The sequence below is a fragment of the Burkholderia sp. 4NA327C6 genome, from assembly GCF_005502655.1.
Classification (GTDB): domain Bacteria; phylum Pseudomonadota; class Gammaproteobacteria; order Burkholderiales; family Burkholderiaceae; genus Burkholderia; species Burkholderia contaminans.
In genome coordinates, this window is sequence record NZ_SCNZ01000065.1 from 16,160 (window position 1) to 37,536 (window position 21,377).

Here is a 21,377-nt window from a genome sequence, read left to right on the forward strand (position 1 = left end):
ACCCGGAAAGATACTTAGTCTTCCTTTTTAGATTCAGGGGCTTTTTGGGCCGTACCGGTGTTGAGGTACACGTCGTTAGGGGCATCCGCATGAATCTTGTTTGCTGCCGGGAGGTGAATTTCTTTCGCTTCAATATGGACTGCGTCAGGCAGTAGAGTAATCTTGGAGGTGCCGCAAATAAGTTCAATACGGTCCCCCGCCTGCATAGTTAGCGTCTTGCCGACTTTCACTTCCCACGACTTTCCGACCACCGTGTTTTTTGACAATCCGACTTCTTCGGACTTCGCCAGCCCTACCATCGTATTCATTGCGCCACCGACAGCGATGTTGTACCCGGCGCCGATTGTGAGTGCCTTGGCAAGCCCGACCGTCTCGGTTGAGGCGAGTGCGATCAGAAGATTCTGCAATCCTTCGATCGTCTCATTTCGATTACCTCCGACCGTCAGGGTCTCGTTGCTACCGACGCGTTCGGTACGATCCACGCCGATCGTGATGGTCTCGTTGTTGTCGACCGTCTCGGTTCGGTCATGACCAACATGCACGGTCTCGTCGTGATCGACGTCTTTCTTTCGATCGTTCCCGACCCAATGCGACTCGTCGTGCTCGACCTCGATCCGCTGATCCTTCTCGGCATGCAACCACACCTCTTCGGCACCCTTCTTGTCCTCGAAGCGGATTGCGTTGGCCGTATTGACGTTCCCGGTCTTGGTCGAGCGTGTGAGAATCCCACTCTGCGTCGCGTTCGCCGGCAAACCCCACGGTGGCATGTTTGCCGAGTTGTAAACGCTTGAGATGATCAGGGGACGGTCGGGATTCCCATCGAGGAAAATTACGACCACTTCGTCTCCGATCCGCGGGATCTGGATCATCCCAAATCCGCGACCGGCCCACGGCTGCCCGACGCGGACCCAGCATGAGCTGCCTTGATCGCGTTTGCCCAGTCGATCCCAATGGAACTGCACCTTCACACGGCCCAGGCTGTCCGTGTAGATTTCCTCGCCCTCGGGCCCGACGACGACAGCAGTTTGCGGCCCTATGATCGATGGCTGCTCGATCGTGAACGCCGGACGATAGGGAATCTTCTTGCGAATGCAGGTGAAACTGCACTGATAGGTCGCGGCACCCTCCCCGGCCTGGTAATTATTCGTACCGCTATGCGTCACCGTGGTCAGCAGGAACTGGCGATCTTCCGGCTGGGTGCTGCCGTGGTCGTAGTGGTCGTCGAGCTCGAAATACAGGCAAGGCGACAACCGCCGGCTCGTGCTCGTACCGATGAAAATCTTGCTATGCGCGGCTAGCGCTTGCGTCCTGAAACGCGTCAACGCTTCGCCGCGATCGCTGTCGGGAAAGCCGTGCTCGCCCAGGTAGTCGTAGACTTCGTACGACGGCACGTCTCCCTGGTCGACTTCCGTGCCCCCCGACACATACCTGCGCGCGTGCGGCACCTTGTAATCGAAGGTCTTCAGTCCGACATGCGTGGACTCGAGCTGCCGGCTCGCCTGAAATGTGGTGACCACTGCCAGATTGTCGAGGGCCTCGCCCTTCGTGTACTGCAGCATTGGACTGCGGCCGCCGATCGGCTTTGCGGCAACCGAGTTATCCGTGACGATGAGCTTGTGATCGTCCTTCCCATGCTCGAAGTAGAAAAACAACCCGTCTTCCTGCATCAGGCGCTCGACGAATTCAAGGTCCGTCTCTCGATACTGCGTGCAGTAGCTGCGGTTCTTCGTCGCCTTCGACAGGCGGAATTCGAACGACGCAATTTTCCCGTATTCGCGAAAGACTTTCGAAAGAATTGCTTCGGTATTCTCTTCCTGAAATATCCGGATATCGCGGCTGCGCGAAAGCATCCAGAGCCAAGGGACGATGGTCGCACTGTAGACCGTGAAGCTGCCGTCATGATCGAGGTGCGAGAAGTTGGCCACGTACCCGTGGAAGTACCGCTCTTCCGAACTCGCCAACGCATCGGTCAGCTGCAACGTTATCGTCACAGGTTGGCCGATCAGCTTTTTCAGTTCGATATTCGGATCCTGGGACGCAAGCCGAACGTGGAACTCGAAATTTTGAGATAACCCCTCGGTTCCCTGAAAATCGACGAGCACCAGATCAGACCGCCCTTTCATTGGCGTCTGGATGGTGAACAGCCGGTTGCTCTGTAGCCCAAAAAAGCCTGGAATATCTGACAGTTGCATGGCGCCCTCGGAACCCCGCATCGGAACGGCAGGATATTATTCGTCGTGGGATTTTAAACTGCCTGCCCCCGGGAAGATCAAGTTTTGCGTTTCTTCTTGTACCTAGAATATGGGGACTGAGCCGCACGGAAGGTGAATGGATAACCTGCTGCCCCACTACGAATACGAAGTCGGTCTACTCTTGCGCGCCGTCGCGGAATTTGCTCGGCGTTATCCGAAGATTGGCGCTCGACTCGGCATCGCCAACGGCCAGGGCGACCTGCATGTCGACAGAATGATCCAGACGTTCGGGCTCCTGGCCGCCCGTATCGACGCGAAGCTGGAGGACGCCTACCCCGAGTTCACCGAGTCCTTACTCGAAATGTTGTACCCGCAGTACTTGCGCACCGTGCCGGCCTGCGCGATTGCGCAATTTGATTCAGCTAATTTATTCGGTCAGCTGACGGTGCCCTTCACGATGCAGCGTGGCACTGTGCTTGATGCAAATTCGGCTGCCTGCCGATTTCAAACGGTCTACGACGTGACGCTCTCGCCGCTTCGCGTCCACTCGGTCCGCTTTGGTCCAGCGACGATGGTCCCTGCGGCGGTCCGGCTACCGGCCAATGTCTCTGCAATCCTCTCGATTACATTCGCAAGCGCAACGCCCACCGAGACCTTCAATGAAGCGATACCGTCCGGCAAGGTTCGCCTTCATCTGGCAGGTAGTCGCGCCCGTGTCGCCGCGCTCGCCGACGCGCTGCTGCTCCGCACGACCAGCGCATATGTCGAGGTCGATCATGGCGGTCGCTGGACGGCATTATCAAAGGTCCCGATCGAATCAGTCGGCTTTGGCGAGCATGAGAGGCTGCTCCCGAAAGAGTCGTCCAACACGTCGGATGCATTCGACACGCTGATCGAGTCCTTCGCCTTCCCCGAGAAATTCGATTTCGTCGACATCGACCTGGGGCGAATCCGGCGCGCGGCGCGCGCGCCGCAAGCACGACAACTGACGTTGCACCTGGCCATCCGCGACGCACCGGCAGGAGCGCCTGCTACCCAGGCGCTGAGCGACCTCGACGCCGCATCGTTCAAACTGTTTTGCACGCCTGTCGTCAATCTGTTCAAGCGAGACGCGACGCCGATCCAACTCACGTCCACCGATCGGGCCTACCCCGTGACGCCCGAGCCCCTCGAGACCGGCACGCCGCTCGACGTGTACTCGATCGACGCCGTTCATCTGGGCAATCGGACGCAGTCCGAACACGAAAAAGGGGCTTCGTCGCCCAGCGCTGCGCCACGAACGGCCGTACTGCCCTACCGCGCGTTGAGCCATGGCCGGCAACCCGATCCTGCCGTCGCTTATTGGACGGCGTTTCGCGATCCGTATGCCGCGGCGGGAAATGCGCGTGGACCTATTCTCCTGTCGCTCATCGGGCTGGACGGGGCCGCCGCCCAGGTGAGGCATCCCCAAATCGACGTCGACGTCACCGCCACTAACGGTGAACTCCCTTCGCGGCTGCCGATCGGCGCGCCTGATAGCGACCTGGTTCATGAAGGTGCAGCGCTGGCGTGCCCGATCCGGTTGCTGACGCAGCCGACCCTGCCATGCTCGCACTCGCGCGGACACGGAGCGCTGTGGCGCGTGGTGGCGGGCCTGTCGTTGCACCCTTTCGATCTCACCCAGACCGGGCTGAAGGCGTTCAAGGACTTCTTGCGCTTGCACGCTCCGCGCACGAACATCGTCGCTCAACGCAGCATCGACGCGATCGTCGGACTGGATTACCAACCCGCAATGAAGTGGATGTCGCTCGACGGCCAGTTTCCGTCGTTCGTGCGCGGTATCGAAATCGTGGTATCGCTAGAGGAGAGCGCGTTGCGCGACGTCACGTTGCATCTGTTCGCTCGAACGTTCGATCGGTTTTTCACCCCGTATGCACCGGTGAACAGCTACGTACAGCTCATCATCCGGTCGTCTCAAACCGGGCAGGAATTGCATTGCTGCCCGGCCCGAGCCGGAACACGGCCGGTCATTTAGTCAGTGCAGATAGCCGACCAGGATCCCGGCGCCGGCACCCGCTTGCAAGCCGACCGTCGTGCCACCCATCAGCAAGATTGCGGGCGCATGCGCAATCGCTATCTCGGCGAGCCAGCTCATCGCCGGGTTCGACAGCCCGAGGGCAAGCTGCGCTGAATTGATCCCGAGGATCATTGCGGAACCCGCCTTGCCATAGCCGATGCCGACACCACCGTCGAGATAGACCGTTGCGCCTTGAAAGTCGCTCTTGGTCAGCTCGGTGCCACTGAACGCGGGCGCCATATAGATGAGCCCCGCGCTGTCGAATGACTTGGCAGACCCTGCGCCTCCGACCTCGCGGCCGGCGATCTTGGGAATCTTGAGCTCCGGCAAGGAAAACCGCGGAAACTTGATCTTCGGAACACGCAGGCCGAAACCGATACCGACGCCTACGCCGCCGTAGTAGAAATCGGTTTCCGTTCCAGCGGGGTCGGCCAGAACGATCGTGCCGCCCGACGCAACGACGAACTCGATGCTGACGCCGCCTGTCGCACCCGTCTTGTAGCTCCAGTTGCTTGGTCTCAGAATTGACACGGCCGATCCTCTCAGATGCTGTTATTTTTTTGGTGCCAGATTCATCGCCGCGAAGAGGATGAATCCGAGACCGAATATCGTCGCCATCAATGTCCAGTTCCACACGGCGCCAAACCGGTCAATCGTCGCGGTGCGGGCCGGCGCCTCGGGCTGGTAAAGCACGGTGACCTTGTCGCCGATCTTCGTGCCGTAGATCATCCCGCCTTGCGGATACGACACTCGCTCGCCCGTTTTTGTCACGAACTCGATCTGCGGGTGGCTCCCACCGGCATTCAAGCTGACCACCTCGCCCGGAACGGCGATCGCAGTCTGCAAAAATTCTCGCGTGGACCACCCGATGAAAGCCGCGATCACGAGAAAAACGACCCCGATCGCAATGCCTGCAATAGCCTTAGACATGAGCCCTCTCGATTTTTGTCGTTGGGCACGCGCGGCACCCTGTCACTGCGTGTCCGAGCGAGATTTTAGCGCATTGGCACTGACTGTCCGGACGTCGTGTGATACCCGAATGAATCCGCGGGCCAACCGCGCCGGTAGATCGAGGTTCACTTTCTGCCGGCTTCATGTCGCCGTTTTCGGCGCGTCTCTTCGGTCGTCGTAATGCTGATGAAATAGCAGCGCGCACACCAATGCCCGCGACGGATCGCGTTCGGCGTGGCGAACCAGCGGTGGCCGCGCGCGCATTCCCATTCCAACCGGGTTGAACTGTTCACGTAGGATTTCGAGACGCACTCCCCGCCTCGCTCCTTCGCGATCGCCCGCATCAGGTCCATGCCGAGTTTGCCAGCGTCATGGGCGCACGCGGAGCACCAATGACCGCGGACGATCACTCCGGGAAACGCCCACCAACGATGACCTCGCGCGCACTCCCATTCGAGTCGCGTCGCCGCGTTGCGATAGGTATCCGAAAGGCAGCGCCCGCCGTGCGCCTTGGCCACCTTATGCATGAGACTCATGCCATATCGCTTCGCTTCATGCTGGCATTCGGTACACCACGATCCACGGAAAGTCCGAGCGCCCAACATATCGAACTCGTGACCCGCCTCACATCGAAAACGATAGTGGGCTTTGCTGCCTTCGTAGACCGTTGAGAGGCATATGCCACCACGCTTTTCGGCGCACCGCCGTAGCCGAGCCAACCCGTCCTGAAGCCGATACCTTTGTGCCTTCTTAAGATTCGAACAGATCCGGCACCAGGCACCGCGGATGACTTCAAGACCAACCGTCTCCCATTCGTGCCCGGCCGCACAACGGAAACGGTAGCGGTCCCCAAGCTTCGTGTATGACGCCGTCAAGCACTTGCCACCCCGCGCGCGGGCAGCAGCGCGAAGCCGCTTCATTCCGTGGGGATCTGCCATGCGCTTCGAATGTTCGTTGCGCGCGCAAACGACGCACCACGAGCCCTTCTCGAGGCTATCAACTGATTTTTCGAAGACATGGCCGGCGCGACAAACGAACTGATAGCGCTTCGCTCGACCTGTATAGCAGTCGGACATGCAGCGTCCTCCAGCAGCGCGCGCCAGCTCATCGAGCCGCCGTAGAGCATCCTCATCCCGACAAGCGGGGCACGCGACCAGGTGGTAGTACAGATGTGAGCCCGACCGGCTCACATCATGTCCCTTTTGACAGCGAAATCGATACTGGGCATGCCACCCATGCCATTCCGGCTCCAGCAGCTTCAATCCGTATGGCAACAGCGCCTTGCGCAATTGCTTCAAGTGATCAGCAGGCAACTGAGTTCCTCGACGTGGCGGACGGTACTATCATCGAAACCAATGCCAATACTTTACTCGCGAGACGATCTCCGCTGAAGGGTCGCGGCGATGGACGAACGTTGCCGGGTTAGACTGTTCCGATCAACTGATGGGCTGGGACCGACTGCGGTTCGCAAATGGGCGCCGAGGGAATGAACAACGAACAGAACACGGGCACACTTGCCGATGGTGACTACATCGCGACTTGCCGCGAACGCACCATATTCGCCGCCACCGCACATGGCTATGGCACGGTCTTCCCCGAAGCGATGATGACGGTAAAAGACGGGTGGGCAATTTTCGCCCGCGACGGGGTAGAGGTGTGGAACTGCAGCGCTCGCTATGCCGCTGCCCACTTTGACGTTCAAGCCGCTTAGGAGGATCTGCCGATGGGTCAGCTTGTTCAAATTGCCCCAGGCGTCGTGTTCTCGTCCGACGTGCTTGGCGTCGCGTGGCTACGCAAGCATCATGGGGACCACGTGAACGCGGGGGAAAGCAGTGCTACCGCCTCGAGTGTGCTGCGGGCCGGGGCCGCAACGGAAAGGGGCGTCGCGATTCCCGAAGCGCTGCCAACCCAAATGTCGTTGCTGTAAATCATCCCAAAGAACACCAGTGTCGAAACCGCAACGGTCTCGGTCTTCCTTTGCCAGCAAAGCTCCTGCGCTCCATCAGTTCTACTCGAGAGCGACAGATTTCGGTCGCACCGCTCGGCATTCGGTCGCTTTCCGTTATCACGGTTAAGCTTATGGCTTTAAATAGGGGGAAGGTCCTTTTCGCCTTGCCGGTTAAGAGGTCACCGACCCGATCCACTTGTCCATCGAGGTGTTTATGCCGTCTGAGCATCGCGTGCCGCCCGTCGATGTTCGCCAATTACTGCGAGCCGCTGCCGCCAGCCTGTGGGCCACGTTCGCCGACAGTGCCGCGCACGTACGCCCCGACCACAAGGGCGGCCCGCGCGAAGCGCGCGTGCGACAGTTCCTGCGCGAGCGCCTGCCCCCGAAATGGGGCGTCACGCGCGGCCACGTGTACTATGCAGGCGACGCGACTACGCCCGAATTCGATGTGATCGTCTATGACGCGTTGAACTGCCCGGCGCTGCCGCTGGACATCGGCGACGACGCCCGACGCCTCGTGCCGGTCGAGGCCACGCTCGGTGTGATCGAGGTCAAGTCGACGCTCGACGATCGCACGCTCGCGGCGGCGACCGCCAAGCTGGCCCAATTCGATACCGTGTTGGAGCACGGCTTTACCGACAGCGGCTACCGCCCGTTCCGGCATGTGTTTGCATACCGACTGGATCGGGACTGCAATTTCGATGGCTGGCAAACTCCGGCGCTGTGCCTGACACGCTACGCTGGCGCGGGGAGCCAACCCGACGGCGTGTTCGTGCTGGACGACCATTTTTCGGTGCTGGTGAAGGCACACGGCTACGCGCACGTGTTCGGCCTCCACCGCGGCCAGACGCCCGACGAGGTCAAATGGACTGACCTCGAGCGCGAAGAGGAGCGTCTGGATTTCCAGTTCGAAGACGCCTGGTGCAACGACTATTTCTCGACGTCCGCTGTCGATGGTCTAGTACTGCTGGCATTCCTGACCTTCGTAACTCAACGCGCCAGCCACTACCAGCCTTCCAACGTAAACTACGCGGACCTGTTCTGTCGCTGGGGCGGCCCAACACTGGGCGGGATGACCGATTTTCGCAGTCCGCCAGATCCGGATTTTTCGCCCGTGTCAATGCCGGAGGCCTGAACGTGACGGCTCGGCCGCGCGGCCAAGACGTTTACGCGCTTCCTATTCGACGGCGCAGCGCGGAATGGGCACTCCGCGAACTCACGCCCCCGACCGGCCCGCCAATCGCTGGCGCTCACGTGATGTCCGCGCTGCTCCGTGCCGGCTTACAAGTCGATTCCGGCCCGCCCGGTGCTCCTCCAGGCCCACACGACCGACTGGACCTCGTATTGGGCAGCTCAAAGACGGCGCATAACGACCTGATTTCTGGCCCGTTTCCCGCCCCCCCCCACACGGCCGTTCGGAGCGCTGAGTTCAGATAGGACGCTCTCTGTCTCAAGCTCGGTCACCTATGCTGGAAAAGCGGTGTTGCGGGACATTCGGGGCCAACTGCGTCCGCCCGCTCCCGGCCACAAGCAGACCTTCGCCTGGAGTGTGGTTGAGACTTTCAGATGGCGGCTTCGCTCAACAAGCGGTAATTCGGCCTCGGTAAGCCAGCGTCATGTCGCCTCTCTCCCTGATCTGCTGTTCGCTGTCCATTCGATTAATGTCGGCTGTCTCGCCGTTAGCGGACGGGACGAGCTAGGATGCGCAAACGCGGTGGGATCTCCTCGAGTAATACTGGGAATATAACTATGTGGCGAAAACGTTTCGGGATTGGTCGCGGACGCAGTGATGGCGATAGACATTCGAGAGTCTCTATCCCGATGCCCGTGCCGGCGCTTCACACTTCGACGTCAGCGCTCCGCCCCTCCGGCGGGGCTGGCGATCCGATCGGTGTCGCTGCGCGATGACCGGACCGCTTGTCCGTCTGTCCGCGTGGCGTGCTCGTCGCCGTGCGAGGCTCGCTGCGGAGGCCGCAAGAACCGAACGGCCGGACGGCGGGATCGGTGCGGAGGCGCCGATCCGGACTGCGTCCGAGGATCGCCTGAGGAGGGCGGACTTCGCAGGCCGCATAGCCGGCGTGCTCTCGGAACTCAGTCTGCGCGAAGGCAGGGTGTTCGCAATCCGAGGTGGGTGGGGCTTCGGCAAGTCCTCACTTAAGAATCTAATCACCGAGCGACTCGATGCCAAGAGTGACGGGGCCGACTGGCTTGACTTCAATCCCTGGCAGTGGGGCGACGGCGATGCGATCGCCCGCGCCCTCTTCGGCCAGATTGCGGATCGTCTGGGGGGCGAACATTCGAAGGCAGCGCTCGCCCGCGCCGAAGCGCTTCGACGGTACGGCGCGATCCTTACTGGGGCCAGCGCGCCGCTAAAAAAGGCCGGCGGCTCAAGTCATATAATTTCGACGGTGCTGACGAACGCCTCGGTGATCGCCGTCGCCTCGGCAATAGGCTTCGACCTCCCGACGGCAGCGAAGGTGGCAACTGGCCTCGCCATCCTCTCGATCGGCACGCCCCTGCTGGGTCGAGCGCTGTCGCATCTCGGACGTGATCGCGGCAGCGAACCGCTCGACAAGGTGCGCGATGCGCTGGAGGTTCGTCTTCGCGAACTCGACCGGCCGCTGGTTGTCTTCGTCGACGACATCGACCGGCTCGAGCCCGAGCAGATCAGGATGCTCCTCCGGCAGGTGAAGGCAAACGCCAACCTGCCCAACATCGTCTTTGTCCTCCTGTTCCAGCCCAGCATCATAGAGCGTGCGCTCGATCCGGTCGCAGACGGTGACGGTCGCGCTTTTCTCGAAAAGGTCGTGCAGGCTAGCTTCGACCTACCGGCGGTCCCGGTATCGATTGTGCATCATATATTCGGGGAAGAGCTCTCCGAGCTGGCGGGACCGTACGCAACGGAGGCGAATGGGTTCTCGCAGACGCGTTGGGGTAACGCGTTCGTCGGCTGCATCCAGCCGCTATTGCGCAACATGCGCGACGCGCGCCGATTGATCTCGTCCATCGCCGTGCACTTACCGTTGCATGCGGCCGGCGACGTATTTGAGGTGAATATTGTCGACTTCCTTCTTCTGGAGGCGCTCCGGGTCTTCGAACCGGACCTCCATGAGGCGCTGTTCCGAGAGAGGGAGCTGGTCCTCCAGGAGGGTCGGTTCCCGGGCTATGGTCGGCGGGATGAGGACAGGACAGCGGCCGAGCGACTTCTCGAGCTCGTGCCGGAGGAGCGCCGCGTCATCGCCCGGGACGCGCTCAAGGACCTCTTTCCGCCTCTCGAATGGGCATACGGGGGCACGAACTACGCAGAGGGCTCCCATCTCAAGTGGCTGACAGCCAAGCGGGTGTGCTCCCGGCGCTACTTCCCGCGTTACTTCGAACTCCAGACAGCGGCCGGCGAAATGTCGGAGCGTCGCTTCGTCGCGTTCCTCGACGCGACTACGACGGAGGACGGGCTAGCTGCCGCGATCGCCGATGTCGAGACCGATGGCCTGCTGCCCTCGCTCGTCGCGAGGTTCGACGAGTCCGTCGACCGCCTTCCGGTCGAAAACGCCGCCGTGCTGCTTCCCGCGATGTTCGGAATCGCCCAGAAGCTCGCAGGCCTGCGCGCCGGCGACCCCTTCGATTCGCCCTGGCTTTCAGCATGGCGAGCGACGAGCTGGTTCCTAAAACGGGTGCCGGAAGGTATGCGAGGTGATCTGGCGCTTGAGGCGCTCCGCCAGACCAAGGCGCTGTCAATTGCTGCGATCTTGATTCATCTTAACGATCCCGCCGATCGGAAGGAGGGGGAGAACGACGCCTTCGATCCGGCGCTCGACACCGATACCGTCGAGGCAATGAAAGCCGAATGGCTGCGGTTGATGAGGAGCCGCGCCGCGGACGTCGACGTGCTGATCGCCGAACCGGATCTCATGTCCTATTTGTACCGATGGAGGGACTACGCTGGTTCATTGGACGAACCCCGCGAGTGGATGGTCGAGGCGATCCGGACCGACGAGGGCTTCGCAAGGATGGCCACACGCATGATGAACCGGGGCACGGTCCACGCGTGGGGTGACAGGGTCTCTGCACCGCACAACACATTCAACAAACAGACGATCGACGACTTCGTCGGCATTGACGTGGCCAAGGTCAGGTGCGACGCGATCGATCCCGCAGAATTCCCCGAGCACGAGGAGGCCCTGCGAACGCTGCGTCGCTCTGTTGATATGTGGCTTGGACTAAGAGAGCGCGACCCATTCGATTTCTAATCGGGTGGCCCATGTCTAGGCCGAGTTGACCAGAAAGGTGCTGTCATGCGCGAGAAAGCGGTCGTACTTATGGTCCCGTCGACCAATCGATGTTGAAACTCAAATGCTTCTCCTAAATGTCGAAGGGGCCATTGAATTCACTGGGCGGCCAGTGTCCGTGTAGGACGGCCTTCAGCCAACCGATGTGGTCGATGGAACGGCCGTTGTACTTTGGAAGCAACCGCTGCAGTCGTGCCGGGGCAGATGTCGGCTTCGGGTCGCAAAGAGCCCTTCGCGTCGCTCTGCAACGGCCACTTCGTGTCGCGCGTGGCTGTTTGCAGACATCGCCAAGCGGCATGATAACGAGATAATCCTTCTTATCACTACGGCATGATCGCCCATTCAAACTGGGGTCTGCGCAATGCGTGGGCGCGACAGCTTGCGGCGCGGCAACGGGCACGACTGTTCAATCGGGCGCTCAGTGGGCGCGAGCCTTCCGATTGCAACGGCCTTGGAAAAGGTCCGACTTTACTTCCACAATGAACTTAGATCATTGATTTTCAAAGGAAAAATTCCGCGCGCATCGGGCAAATTTTTGAAAAAACGCCCAAGTTCAGACTTTACTTCGCAAAACGCCCCAACTTTACTTCGGCTGACGCCTGCGCGGTGTTGAATTGCGCGAACGTCGGAACAGTAGACGTTCACCCGAAGCCCGCAATGAACGCGCGACGGCTGGCTACGCGACGGCCGCCGTTTTTTACGTACAAGGTTCTGCAGGTCGCGGCGGCCAAGCCGGCAAGCGGCGGAAAAGGCACGGGTTCACATGCGGCGCCGCGCATGCACCTTCGGCGCGGTCATATCCGACGACTGGAAAACCGGGTGACCTGGGTACGGCCAGCCGTCGTAAACCCAGGCAGTGAGCGCGGCGTCGTCGCGAAGGACTATCGCGTTCTCAGCCCCGAATCGGGCGAGCCGAAATAACGGTCTGTCCAGTTGGAATCCAAAGAACGCGGATATCCGCGGTCGTGGAAAGTTGCCTCGGTCCATTCGGCTCCGCCGGCTTTGTCGTGGCCGATGGGCACAGGGAGACGCTCGCGACGCGTGGCCCTTCCGGGTACTGCGGCCGCACCGTCCGAGCAACAAACCGATAGACGTCCGCAACGGTACATAGAATTGTCACAGCGCAGCGGACTATTGATTTACCTCCACACATTTGCCGAAACTCATGGAACCTCTAACCCTGCAGTCTCTGCAGCTTGAATTGCGCAAACTCGACGCTCAATTAGCTGATGCCCGGACCGCGGAAAAAAAGGCCGCTCTGGCCACATTCAAGGAACAGGTCGCCCAGTACGGGATCACCCAACAGGAAGTGCTGTCGGCGTTGGGCTATATTCAAACGAAGCCGAAGCGCGCATCGGCGAAGTACTACGATCCTTCGTCGGGTCGTAGTTGGTCCGGTCATGGCCCGCGGCCTAAGTGGCTTGTCGGGAAGGACGTTAGTGACTATGCCGTCGATCGCGTGCCGCAGCCGTGGTGGCCGGGCGAGGACGCGTAATACGGGGTGCGGACTGAAAAAGATGGACGCCGTTATGGATTTCCGACAGCTGGTATGGGCGCCGCGTGCAATCGCTGAAGACTGGGGCGAAACGCCCGATCCGGTAGTCTGGATTGCGATCGACCTACTAGACGCGTCGTGGTGCAAGACGCGGGATCACTATGTCGGTCCAGGCGGAATCGGGTCGCCCCAAATCGGCAAGTACGCGGCCGTCGGCGCTTTTTTGGCGGCGAATATCGGAAGAACCGCTATTTTCGTTCCAAGCCTCTCGCTGGTCGCCGACGAAGTAGCTTTTAATGATGGCCGACACACTTGCGCGTGGCTTCGCGATCATGGCCTCCGGGTATTACCGGTGGAGGTCGGGCGCGCGTATGAACATATATTCAGGCGACGCTTTGAAACAACCGAGCGCGTGGGCCAACTCGCCACTCGGTCTCGCTGAGCCGACGCGTGCTCTGCTGACTCGCCTGATCGTCCCAACGTCACGTGGGATACTTCAGCCGCGCATGGTACTTCGCTGCCTCGCGACGCATTCGCGCCTCTTCGGGCGACACGTAGATCGACGTCGTGCCGAGCGACGCGTGGCCGAGCGTACGCTGTACGACCTCGAGCGCGACGCCGGCGGCCAACATCTGCGTGCCGACCGTGTGCCGAAACGCGTGCGGCGATGTGCCGGCCAGCTTACGCCGGTCGGCCTCGCTCAGGTTCGGCATCACTTCGAGCAGCTGCGCGATCGCCCATTGCGTGAGCCCGCGCGCGCCGCGCACGGAGTATCCTCCTCCTGATGCGGTGCCGGCACCCTCTTCCTCACTGTCGACGGGGTCGCCGAATTTCTCTCGCGCCCGCGGCGTCGGGGGGATGACCAGCGGCGCCACCAGCGGCAAACCGGGTGGCTTCACCGCAGCCGCCGCGTCGAGATCCTCGCCGCGATCGTGCCAGTGCACGCGCAGCGCGTCGACGCACTCGTCGCTGATCGGCACGAAGCGTTGCTTGTTGCCCTTGCCGATCACCTCGAGCAACCAGCTGGCTGGCGTGTCGTCATCCGCCGGCATCCAGACGAGCGCCGCTCGCGTCGCCGCGGCCGCCTCGGCGATCCGCAAGCCGCCATCCCCCATCAGCAACAGCAGCGCACGCGCGGCGCGCCAGCGCGGCCCACTCGTGCTCTGCAACTCGCTCCGTTCGGCCAGTGTTGCGCGCACGCGCGTCCAGAGCTCGAGCGGTAGCGCCCGCTCGACCTGCAGCTTGCGCACGCGCCTGACGACACTTGGATCCGAGACCGCCTCCCAGGGATTGCCGGCCAGGTACCGGACCGCCACCAGCCACGTGAATGCCGCGCGGATTGTGCGCACCGTGTAGCGCTGGCTTTCTGGAGACAGGCCGCCCGGCGCGAACGGCCGCCACTGGCGACTCGTGCGCGCGACCGGCGGCCCTGTAAAGCGCTCGGCCGGCGCGACTAGAAATGCCTTGTACGCTTCGCAATCCTCGACCCGCATTGACGACAGCGCGACGCCGCGTTCCGCAACGCACCACAGCACGAGGCGCTCGAGCTCCTTCTTGTAGGCCCGTTGCGTCGCAGGCCGATCGTCGTATCGGTGCAGGTACGCGCGTATCGCATCCAGATCGTGCTCGGCGCCCAAATACGCGAACACGGGCGCCCGGTTGGCACCGTGAGCGCCGGACAGCGCGTCGGGCAGCGCGAGGCGCTCGAGCGGGGCCAACTGCCCGGCGCTGGCGGTGACGCTTGCCGCAGTCGGCGCGAGCGCGTCGCCGGCGTCGACGTCGACCTCGACGGCCGCGCCGATCGAAGACGCGTGACGCCTCAACCAGGCGGCCAGCACACGGGCGCGACCGACGCCGATCCGTGGCACGGCTCGCCACCATTGCCCGCCGCGGCGGTTCATGAAGGCGACGAGCTCGCCGAGCGTGCGGATCCCCTCGCCTTCCAGGCGCGCGGCGATGAGCGGCCGGAACCAGCGGCCTACAGGGTGATCGCCCTGCGGCAGCGCGATCGCCCACTGCCCGGCCACCTGCTCGATCAGCTGCAGCGACACAGGCGTCAGGCGCGGCTCGCCGTATTTCTCGATCGCCGCCTGCAAGTGGGATTTCAATACGGGCGAACCATCGCGCAGCGCGGCCGCGACCAGATCGTCGCGCATTGTGCGCAGCAGCTGCGCGACGTCGACCGGCTCGTCCGTATCGCGGTCGAAGTACAGCCGCTCGATCGTCTCAATCGGCAAGCCTTTCACGCGCGCGCGCAGCGCCGTGAATTCAGTGCGGCTGTAGCTGCGCAATGGCATCTGGGCCAGCTGCTGGTGGCGATTTGCCATGGTTCAGCCTACAGGTATGGGGGAGACGACCGTTTCGGCCGTGGTGACGCGCTGAAGCCGCTCAAACGCCGCGACATAGCGATGCATCGGCACCGCGGCCAGCTGCGCGTCAAGCCGTGCGAGCACGTGCTCGACCGCGGCGCGCTCGAGATCGGTCAGCGCGCCCGACTCGCCCCGCGCGGCGCGGGCGGCACAGTCCTGGAGCCCTGTCTCGGCGAGTCGATACGGTCCTGGCTCGGTCGGGTCAAGGAAGTACGCAAGGTAGATCGCATTCAAGAGCGTGGCCAGCTGCGCGACATCGTCGTTCGCGTCGCGCAGAGCAGCCAGCGCCACATGGTGCTTCAGCTGGATCCGGCGCAGTTCGGCCGCAGGGATCGGTAGCAGCTGCGCCCGGGTCAACGGCCGGCGGATACGGGAGGTGGCTTTTCGCATGCTCAAGATGGGTCAGAAAGGGAAGCGTCGACCACGGCGGCCAGGCGCACCACATCCGCCTCATAGGTCGGCCGCTCTGCGGCAGCAAATCCCTGAAGAGCGACCGTGCGCCACAGGTTGAACGCGCCACGCGCAATAGCTTGCGCGATGTCAGGCGCGACTGCCGCGTTTCCATATACCGGATTCGACAATGCGCGGTAGTCGCAAATTTGCCACCCGGCGAGTTCCGTGAACTGCGAATACGACATCATGATTACGGCTCCTGTTGCAATGGCCGATCGATTTCAGGACCGAGTGTCTCCGGGTGCTGCACGCGCTACGGCGAGCACGACCTGGCGGCATTGCTCGGCATCTGTGCAGGCCCGATGACGGGTCGCAAGCTTCCCAACGCCGAGCAACAGCGCGGCGTCGGCCAGGCTGAGCCAGCGACCAGCCCAGCCGTTCAGCAATTCCATCGTGCATTCGACACGCAGCGCCGGCAACATCACGCCGTGGGATCGCGATGTTTGGTACAGCATGCGCTCGTCGAACGCCGCGTTGTGAGCGATCAACAGCCGCCCCGTGAGCAGCTCGGCCACCTGCGGACCGATCGTGTTCCAGGCGGGCGCGCCGGCGACGTCCGCGTCGGTGATCCCGTGGATCTCCGTCGCAGCCGCCGGTATCGGCATCGCGGGCTTCACGAGCGTGTCGATCAGCACGGCGCCGGCGCGATCGAGAATCGCGATCTCGACGATCGCCGCCTGGTGATCCAGGCCGGTCGTTTCGGTGTCTATGAACAGCGGATCAGCTACCAGCCACTCTTTCGCGGTAACGTTGATAAAGCGGGCCGCTTCGTCCCGTTTCTCGCGGGCGACGTCGTCAAGGCACGCGTCGCAGCAGCCGTATCGATCCAGCCATTCGATTTGCGCGCGCGTACCGCAAATCGTGCATGGCCGAGTTCCCGCTAGTGCCCGGCCGGCTGCGAGCGCGGCCGCTTGGGCGGGGCTCGGGGCGCGAGCCGCGCGCATCGGCACCGTCGACGCAGGCTCGTAAAGCGCGATCCACGTATGGCCCTGCCAATAGTGTGCAACCGGTGCCTGGCCGTCGGCCAGATTGCGCCGCGCCTGCTTCAGCTCGGTTTTCGTCTGCAGCTCGAGCGGCGCCGCGGCTCGGTTCGGGTAGCGCATCGGGAAACTCTCAGGGTGCCTTGCAGGGTGTCACTCGACCGTCTCGGTGTGGGCCGAGCCGAAGGCTTTGGCCCAGCTCTCGTCCGTGACGTTGTCGAGCGTGGCAATCGCCGCCGCGCGCGACGCATCGATGGTAGACGCCTCGCTCTTCGGCACATGCATGCCTGTCAGCACGTCGGAAACCGCATAGCACGGGAGATCATCGCGCCCGATGATCGCGTGGACGGCCCAAGTCCGTCCGCGGTGCTCGAACGGAATGCCGATCACATCGACATCGCCCGCGCGCATGGCGAGCGTGAACACGACGCCGTTGACATACTGCGGCGCCGGCCTGGCCGGCGGCTTCTTCTTGGTAGTGCGAGCCATTAGGTCACTCCTAATCAGCCTGATTGAGAATTTCGACTTCGAAGCCGACCGGCCATCCATGGGTACGGACCTGCAACGCGTCCTCGGCGATCAATTCCGGGACAACGTCGTGGTAGTCCTCATCCTGCGGCGTGATCATCAGGATCGCGCTCGGCACGCCTTTCGCTGCAGCGATCTGGCCTGCCAGCCGCTTCAGCTCGGCAGTCCACTGTTCGACCTGGCGCGCAAGGACTTGCTGTTCTTCATAGGTTTTCATCGTTGGATTTCCTTGTCAGTTCGGGGTCAATGATGTCGCCGAATGCGGGCGACAGGCGTTCCACATCGTATTTGCCCAACACGCGACCTAAGCGCATGCCCACAGTCGATCGACCGATCTTTTCCAGGTAGATCATCGCGCCGGCGCACATACTTTCTTGACCGCTTGCGACGTAGTGACCGTCGTCATCCCACACACCGCCGGTACGCGTGTTGTGGACGGTCTTGTGGCAGTGAAATGTGCTGTGATCGTTGCGCACCAGTCGTTCGATGATCCCCTCCAGGCGACCCGGCGCGAGGATGATCGCGTCACGCTTGCGAAACGGGCAGTTCTCGCACGGGCGACGCAGCTTGAAGTAATTGTCGAGGTCGGCGCTCATTGGCATTTTTCTCAAAACCCGTATTGATCGTCGCCCCAGCGCCGCAGCACCCGGTAGTCGTGCTCGGGCAGCACGATCAGGCCCGCCTCGGCCGCCTCGAGCACGCGCTCCATCTGCCCGCTCAGGATCAGGTTGCCGTGCAGACCGTAGAAGTACCAGGCGAAGCGATGGCCGATGCGCTCGTCGAACTGCGTCAGCTTCCCGTACAGGCTGTACACGTCCAGCTTCGCGGTGTTCTTCAGCGCCGCGATCTTGCGCGTGTGCGTCCAGCGCGGTATGAAATCCATCACGCGGCCGGTACGCGGATCGGTGTAGTCCTCGGTGCTGAAAACCCACCGCTGACAGACGCGCTCGCCCGCCTGGCCGGCGCTTGACGCAGCCCAGTCGTCGAAGAAGCGGCGGCCGCGCCATTGTTGGTTGTCGTAGCCCGGCGTGAGCTCGCGCACACTGACCACCCGCGATTCGCCCGTGTCGAGGCTCCGCTCGACCAACTCCCGATCGCCGTCGCGCTGCCGGCGCTCGTTATAGGTCGTCTCGGCGAGCGCCGCAAAGTGCTTCATGTCGATCACCGCCTCGAGCCGATAGCGCGGCGAGCCGAGCGTGCGCCGCTCGAACCGTTCGACCGGCATGTCGTGCCAACCGGAGCGCAATTCATGCAGATCCGGCAAGCGCCACGGCGTGCTGCGCGGAAACACCTCGCGCTCGACGAATTCCTGTTCTTCCCAGATTTCGAGCTGCACGAAATTGTCCTGATCACCGCCACGGTCAAATACGAAGTAGTGCAACAGCGGCTGGACGTCGACCAACTGATAGCCGGAATCCCGGTGCGCGAGCAACACGTCCTCCACCGAGCCGCCGTGCGCGTCGAGCTGGGCGTCGATCCACGCGTGATAGTCGGCTGCGATCTCGCGGCCGTCGGCATCGATCACGCGGGCCGGCCGTTCAGAGAACTCGTCGCGTGTGACCGCGTAGCGCGCGCCGCGATAGTCGGTGCGGGTCGCAAACGTGGTCAGCAGCGCGGCGTGCTTCGACGTGACCGGGGTCGCCGCGACGACCGTCGCGAGCACGTCGGTGTGCAGTTCGTATTCTTTGCGCATTGCGCGCTCCTGTCAGAGTGAGTCGGGTTACCAGCCAATCTGCCGGGCCAGGTAGTCGGGATCGACGGCGAGCCAGAGCGTATGGGGCTCGCGTTCGGCGCCGGCACGCAACAGAACCTCGACGCCCTTTTTCCCCCACTTCGTGCGGGGCGTGATGCCGACAACTTGATCGGTGCGCAAGAAGTGCGGCCCGCTGTCGTCGACGATCCGAACAGCGATCGGCTTGGTCGCGCCGATCCGGTGATGGACCTTGCCGGCCACGATCACGTAGCGAAACGGGTCATCGCTGCTCGTGCCGGGAAACAACCGCTGCGCGTCGGCCAGCTGCGAATCGGACAACTCGTCGTAGGTCTTGATGATCTCGGTCATGGTCTCGCTCTCTCGATTCCTTGTCGGCGGGCAGGTGCTCGCGGGAGCAGTCGCGCGCGGTAAGTCTGCCCAATGCCCGCCCCTCTCGGGGCGGGCGGGGCTGTCAGTGGAGCATCGGTCCGAACAGCAGGCCCAGCTTGACGCTCCAGTACAGCAGTTGGACGCCGGCGGCTGCGCAGTTCAGCCAGAGAGTCACCGTTTCGCGTTTCATCGGGGCACACCCTTTTCCAGTTAATGTGCCTCGTATAGGTGTTCAAACTGATGATGACCGCGACGCAGACGCATTATTTCGCGGAAACCGAGTCACCCCTCTAATTGTGCGATTTCCCGTCACCGTGTCGCCGTGTTCTCGCCCATCGCTGCCGCGTCGAACGCGGCTTGGTATCTGGGCGCCAGCACATCCCAGCTGCCCGGATAGTCGGCAGGAAGCTGCCGACCGCAATCGGGTATAGAGCGCCTCGCCCGAAGTGGCCGCCGATACGTTGTGTGCGCCACGCGGGAGGTCCGCGCCAACATCGGTGCTCGCTTCACCCGATGCGTGCTCGGTCCCATCGATTTCGCGCAGCAATGCACAGGCGGCCGCCAGCTCGCCGTAGACATGTTCCATCGCAGCGGACCAACCATGTGCGAAGGCCGGCTTCCCGATCTCGCCGTAGCCCACGGTTTCCGGCACCCCTGCCTTCACGGCCTCGAGCACGCAGCGCAGCTCGTTGAGCACGCCGCTATGGGTGTAGAGGCCCGCGCGGCTCAGCTGAGCATCTGCGTTGGCGATCGCTTCGGTTTTGGCGTTCATTGTGATCTCCGGTATCGGGGCGTTCAGGCGGCAGCGACCTTCGCGGCGCACGCTTCGGCCAGCGCGCGAGCATCGGTCGCCCACGGGGTCGCGCCGGCCTCCTCGGCCGCGTTGCGCAGGAAGTGCGCGGCGTCCTGCCAGTCGCCGGCGGCCACGGCTTTCCACGCCAAGCGGCAGCGCGTCACCTGGTCGTCGGGTGCGTCCAGCAGCAGGTCGTAGGCAGTTTTCATCGTCGCTCCTGGCGAAGGCGTTTCGGTCAGCGGCGCGGCGCGCGCTGCTCGAGATGGATCACGTTCGACCGCGCAAACGTCACGCGCTCGGGGATGAAGAAGCCGCGGTATTCGTCGCCGGCGTCGGCCGCGCCGACAAATTCCGTCACATACGCACCGTAGCTCTCTTCGTCGACCAGCCCGTCGTGCACGCGATCCAGACACACGGTCGCGCGCAGGCGCGGGCCGTCGACCGGCTGCAGCTCGACCACGTCGCCGCGCTCGATGGTGTCGCGCGGGCGATCGCGCAACGCGTCGCAACCGCGCGTCATCGGGCCCGGCGCCGGCACGAAGTCGCTCGGATAGCGATAGCCCCAGGCGCGCCGCAGCAGCGGCCAGGCGGTGGTCGGTATCGGCGCCTCACCCGCCTCCCAGCGCTGCACCTGACGCGGCAGCACGCCCAACAGCGCGGCGGCCTGCGCCTGAGTGCGCCGGCCGCGAACGCGCAGGGCCTTGAAGGCGGCCGCGGTCGGCGCCGGTGCCGCGTCGGCGGGAGGCGGGCCGGATGGGTCGCCGACGAAACCGGGCGGCAGACCGTCGAGCGTCACGCCCCCGTCCCACTCGAGCGCGACGATCGCGCCGCACTGGGGGCAAGCTACGCCCTCGCCGTCGTGCGTGTCATCGGGCCGGCGCGTCTCGCCGCGGTGGCCGCAGCCCGGGCAGCGGTACACGTACAACACCGACATGAAGCCTCCTGAACAGAACCCGTCTTAAAGACGGGTGAACCAGCATAGCACGTCTTAAAGACGTGTCAAGGACCGTTGTAAAGCGCCCTCCGGGGTTTTCGAGCATTAACCGCAATGCCGATAAGGGGAGTTATCGGCATTGACGACGCACCACAAAAACCCGGCCGCAGCCGGGTTCGCCCGTCTCAGGACCGCATGATCAGGGACACGGCCAGGAGCGGCAGGTTCGCCGCGGCGATCGCCGCCAGCGGGTGATAGAGCCCGTAGGTGCCCGGCCAGAGGGCTGACAGCCCCCGCTCGACGGTCGCC

The 21,377-nt window shown here is 62.9% G+C and carries 22 protein-coding genes; 6 read left to right on the top strand and 16 right to left on the bottom strand.

Annotated features, from left to right (window positions below; all coding sequences use genetic code 11):
* Nucleotides 1–14: 14 nt before the first annotated feature.
* Nucleotides 15–2,192, bottom strand: coding sequence for a type VI secretion system tip protein VgrG (tssI, locus tag FFS49_RS37720; protein WP_249362254.1), 2,178 nt, complete (start codon nt 2,190–2,192; stop codon nt 15–17).
* A gap of 136 nt (nt 2,193–2,328) precedes the next feature.
* Here tssI and tssF point away from each other — a divergent pair, with 136 nt between their 5' ends.
* Nucleotides 2,329–4,206: a type VI secretion system baseplate subunit TssF gene (gene tssF, locus FFS49_RS37725; protein ID WP_137909965.1), complete on the top strand. Its 1,878-nt coding sequence runs from the start codon at nt 2,329–2,331 to the stop codon at nt 4,204–4,206.
* Here the strand turns inward: tssF and FFS49_RS37730 are convergent, their stop codons facing one another.
* From FFS49_RS37730 to FFS49_RS37740, 3 genes are all read right to left on the bottom strand, one after another.
* Nucleotides 4,207–4,779 (bottom strand): hypothetical protein, encoded by a 573-nt coding sequence (locus FFS49_RS37730; protein ID WP_137909964.1) that lies wholly within the window; start codon nt 4,777–4,779, stop codon nt 4,207–4,209.
* A gap of 21 nt (nt 4,780–4,800) precedes the next feature.
* Nucleotides 4,801–5,178 carry a DUF3592 domain-containing protein gene (locus FFS49_RS37735; protein WP_137909963.1) on the bottom strand — a complete coding sequence of 126 codons (378 nt, stop codon included), beginning with the start codon at nt 5,176–5,178 and terminating at the stop codon, nt 4,801–4,803.
* 146 nt (nt 5,179–5,324) lie between these two features.
* On the bottom strand, nt 5,325–6,512 hold the full coding sequence (locus FFS49_RS37740) for a hypothetical protein (RefSeq protein WP_137909962.1): 1,188 nt from the start codon (nt 6,510–6,512) through the stop codon (nt 5,325–5,327).
* 173 nt (nt 6,513–6,685) lie between these two features.
* Here FFS49_RS37740 and FFS49_RS37745 point away from each other — a divergent pair, with 173 nt between their 5' ends.
* The 5 genes from FFS49_RS37745 to FFS49_RS37770 all read left to right on the top strand — a co-directional run bounded on the left by FFS49_RS37745 (nt 6,686) and on the right by FFS49_RS37770 (nt 12,928).
* On the top strand, nt 6,686–6,910 hold the full coding sequence (locus tag FFS49_RS37745; RefSeq protein WP_137909961.1) for a hypothetical protein: 225 nt from the start codon (nt 6,686–6,688) through the stop codon (nt 6,908–6,910).
* Nucleotides 6,911–6,922: 12 nt separating this feature from the next.
* Nucleotides 6,923–7,126: a hypothetical protein gene (locus tag FFS49_RS37750; RefSeq protein ID WP_137909960.1), complete on the top strand. Its 204-nt coding sequence runs from the start codon at nt 6,923–6,925 to the stop codon at nt 7,124–7,126.
* A gap of 217 nt (nt 7,127–7,343) precedes the next feature.
* Nucleotides 7,344–8,282, top strand: a complete 939-nt coding sequence (locus tag FFS49_RS37755) for a DUF6602 domain-containing protein (RefSeq protein ID WP_137909959.1) — start codon at nt 7,344–7,346, stop codon at nt 8,280–8,282.
* A gap of 769 nt (nt 8,283–9,051) precedes the next feature.
* Entirely contained in the window at nt 9,052–11,394 is a 2,343-nt protein-coding gene (locus tag FFS49_RS37760) for a P-loop NTPase fold protein (protein ID WP_137909958.1), read from the top strand.
* Between the two features lie 1,204 nt (nt 11,395–12,598).
* Nucleotides 12,599–12,928: an H-NS histone family protein gene (locus FFS49_RS37770; protein WP_137909956.1), complete on the top strand. Its 330-nt coding sequence runs from the start codon at nt 12,599–12,601 to the stop codon at nt 12,926–12,928.
* A gap of 482 nt (nt 12,929–13,410) precedes the next feature.
* Here FFS49_RS37770 and FFS49_RS37775 read toward each other — a convergent pair whose 3' ends face one another.
* The 12 genes from FFS49_RS37775 to FFS49_RS37830 all read right to left on the bottom strand — a co-directional run bounded on the left by FFS49_RS37775 (nt 13,411) and on the right by FFS49_RS37830 (nt 21,068).
* Nucleotides 13,411–15,255, bottom strand: coding sequence for a phage integrase family protein (locus FFS49_RS37775; protein ID WP_137909955.1), 1,845 nt, complete (start codon nt 15,253–15,255; stop codon nt 13,411–13,413).
* A 3-nt stretch (nt 15,256–15,258) separates the two neighbouring features.
* The gene (locus FFS49_RS37780; RefSeq protein ID WP_137909954.1) at nt 15,259–15,687 is read right to left on the bottom strand and encodes a hypothetical protein; all 429 of its coding nucleotides are present in this window, start codon (nt 15,685–15,687) and stop codon (nt 15,259–15,261) included.
* Nucleotides 15,688–15,689: 2 nt separating this feature from the next.
* A complete protein-coding gene (locus tag FFS49_RS37785) occupies nt 15,690–15,938 on the bottom strand; it encodes a hypothetical protein (protein ID WP_137909953.1) in 249 nt (82 codons plus the stop codon).
* 33 nt (nt 15,939–15,971) lie between these two features.
* Nucleotides 15,972–16,853: a 3'-5' exonuclease gene (locus tag FFS49_RS37790; RefSeq protein WP_137909952.1), complete on the bottom strand. Its 882-nt coding sequence runs from the start codon at nt 16,851–16,853 to the stop codon at nt 15,972–15,974.
* A gap of 30 nt (nt 16,854–16,883) precedes the next feature.
* On the bottom strand, nt 16,884–17,219 hold the full coding sequence (locus tag FFS49_RS37795) for a hypothetical protein (protein WP_137909951.1): 336 nt from the start codon (nt 17,217–17,219) through the stop codon (nt 16,884–16,886).
* Between the two features lie 10 nt (nt 17,220–17,229).
* Nucleotides 17,230–17,475: a hypothetical protein gene (locus FFS49_RS37800; RefSeq protein WP_058904005.1), complete on the bottom strand. Its 246-nt coding sequence runs from the start codon at nt 17,473–17,475 to the stop codon at nt 17,230–17,232.
* Nucleotides 17,462–17,854, bottom strand: coding sequence for a hypothetical protein (locus FFS49_RS37805; RefSeq protein ID WP_249362277.1), 393 nt, complete (start codon nt 17,852–17,854; stop codon nt 17,462–17,464). The genes FFS49_RS37800 and FFS49_RS37805 overlap by 14 nt, the downstream gene beginning before the upstream one ends.
* Before the next feature lie 11 nt (nt 17,855–17,865).
* Nucleotides 17,866–18,951 (bottom strand): hypothetical protein, encoded by a 1,086-nt coding sequence (locus FFS49_RS37810; protein WP_137909949.1) that lies wholly within the window; start codon nt 18,949–18,951, stop codon nt 17,866–17,868.
* Nucleotides 18,952–18,978: 27 nt separating this feature from the next.
* On the bottom strand, nt 18,979–19,320 hold the full coding sequence (locus tag FFS49_RS37815; protein ID WP_137909948.1) for a hypothetical protein: 342 nt from the start codon (nt 19,318–19,320) through the stop codon (nt 18,979–18,981).
* 253 nt (nt 19,321–19,573) lie between these two features.
* On the bottom strand, nt 19,574–20,113 hold the full coding sequence (locus tag FFS49_RS37820) for a hypothetical protein (protein ID WP_137909947.1): 540 nt from the start codon (nt 20,111–20,113) through the stop codon (nt 19,574–19,576).
* A gap of 23 nt (nt 20,114–20,136) precedes the next feature.
* Nucleotides 20,137–20,343 carry a hypothetical protein gene (locus FFS49_RS37825; protein WP_137909946.1) on the bottom strand — a complete coding sequence of 69 codons (207 nt, stop codon included), beginning with the start codon at nt 20,341–20,343 and terminating at the stop codon, nt 20,137–20,139.
* A 26-nt stretch (nt 20,344–20,369) separates the two neighbouring features.
* On the bottom strand, nt 20,370–21,068 hold the full coding sequence (locus FFS49_RS37830; protein ID WP_137951052.1) for a hypothetical protein: 699 nt from the start codon (nt 21,066–21,068) through the stop codon (nt 20,370–20,372).
* Nucleotides 21,069–21,377: the final 309 nt, after the last annotated feature.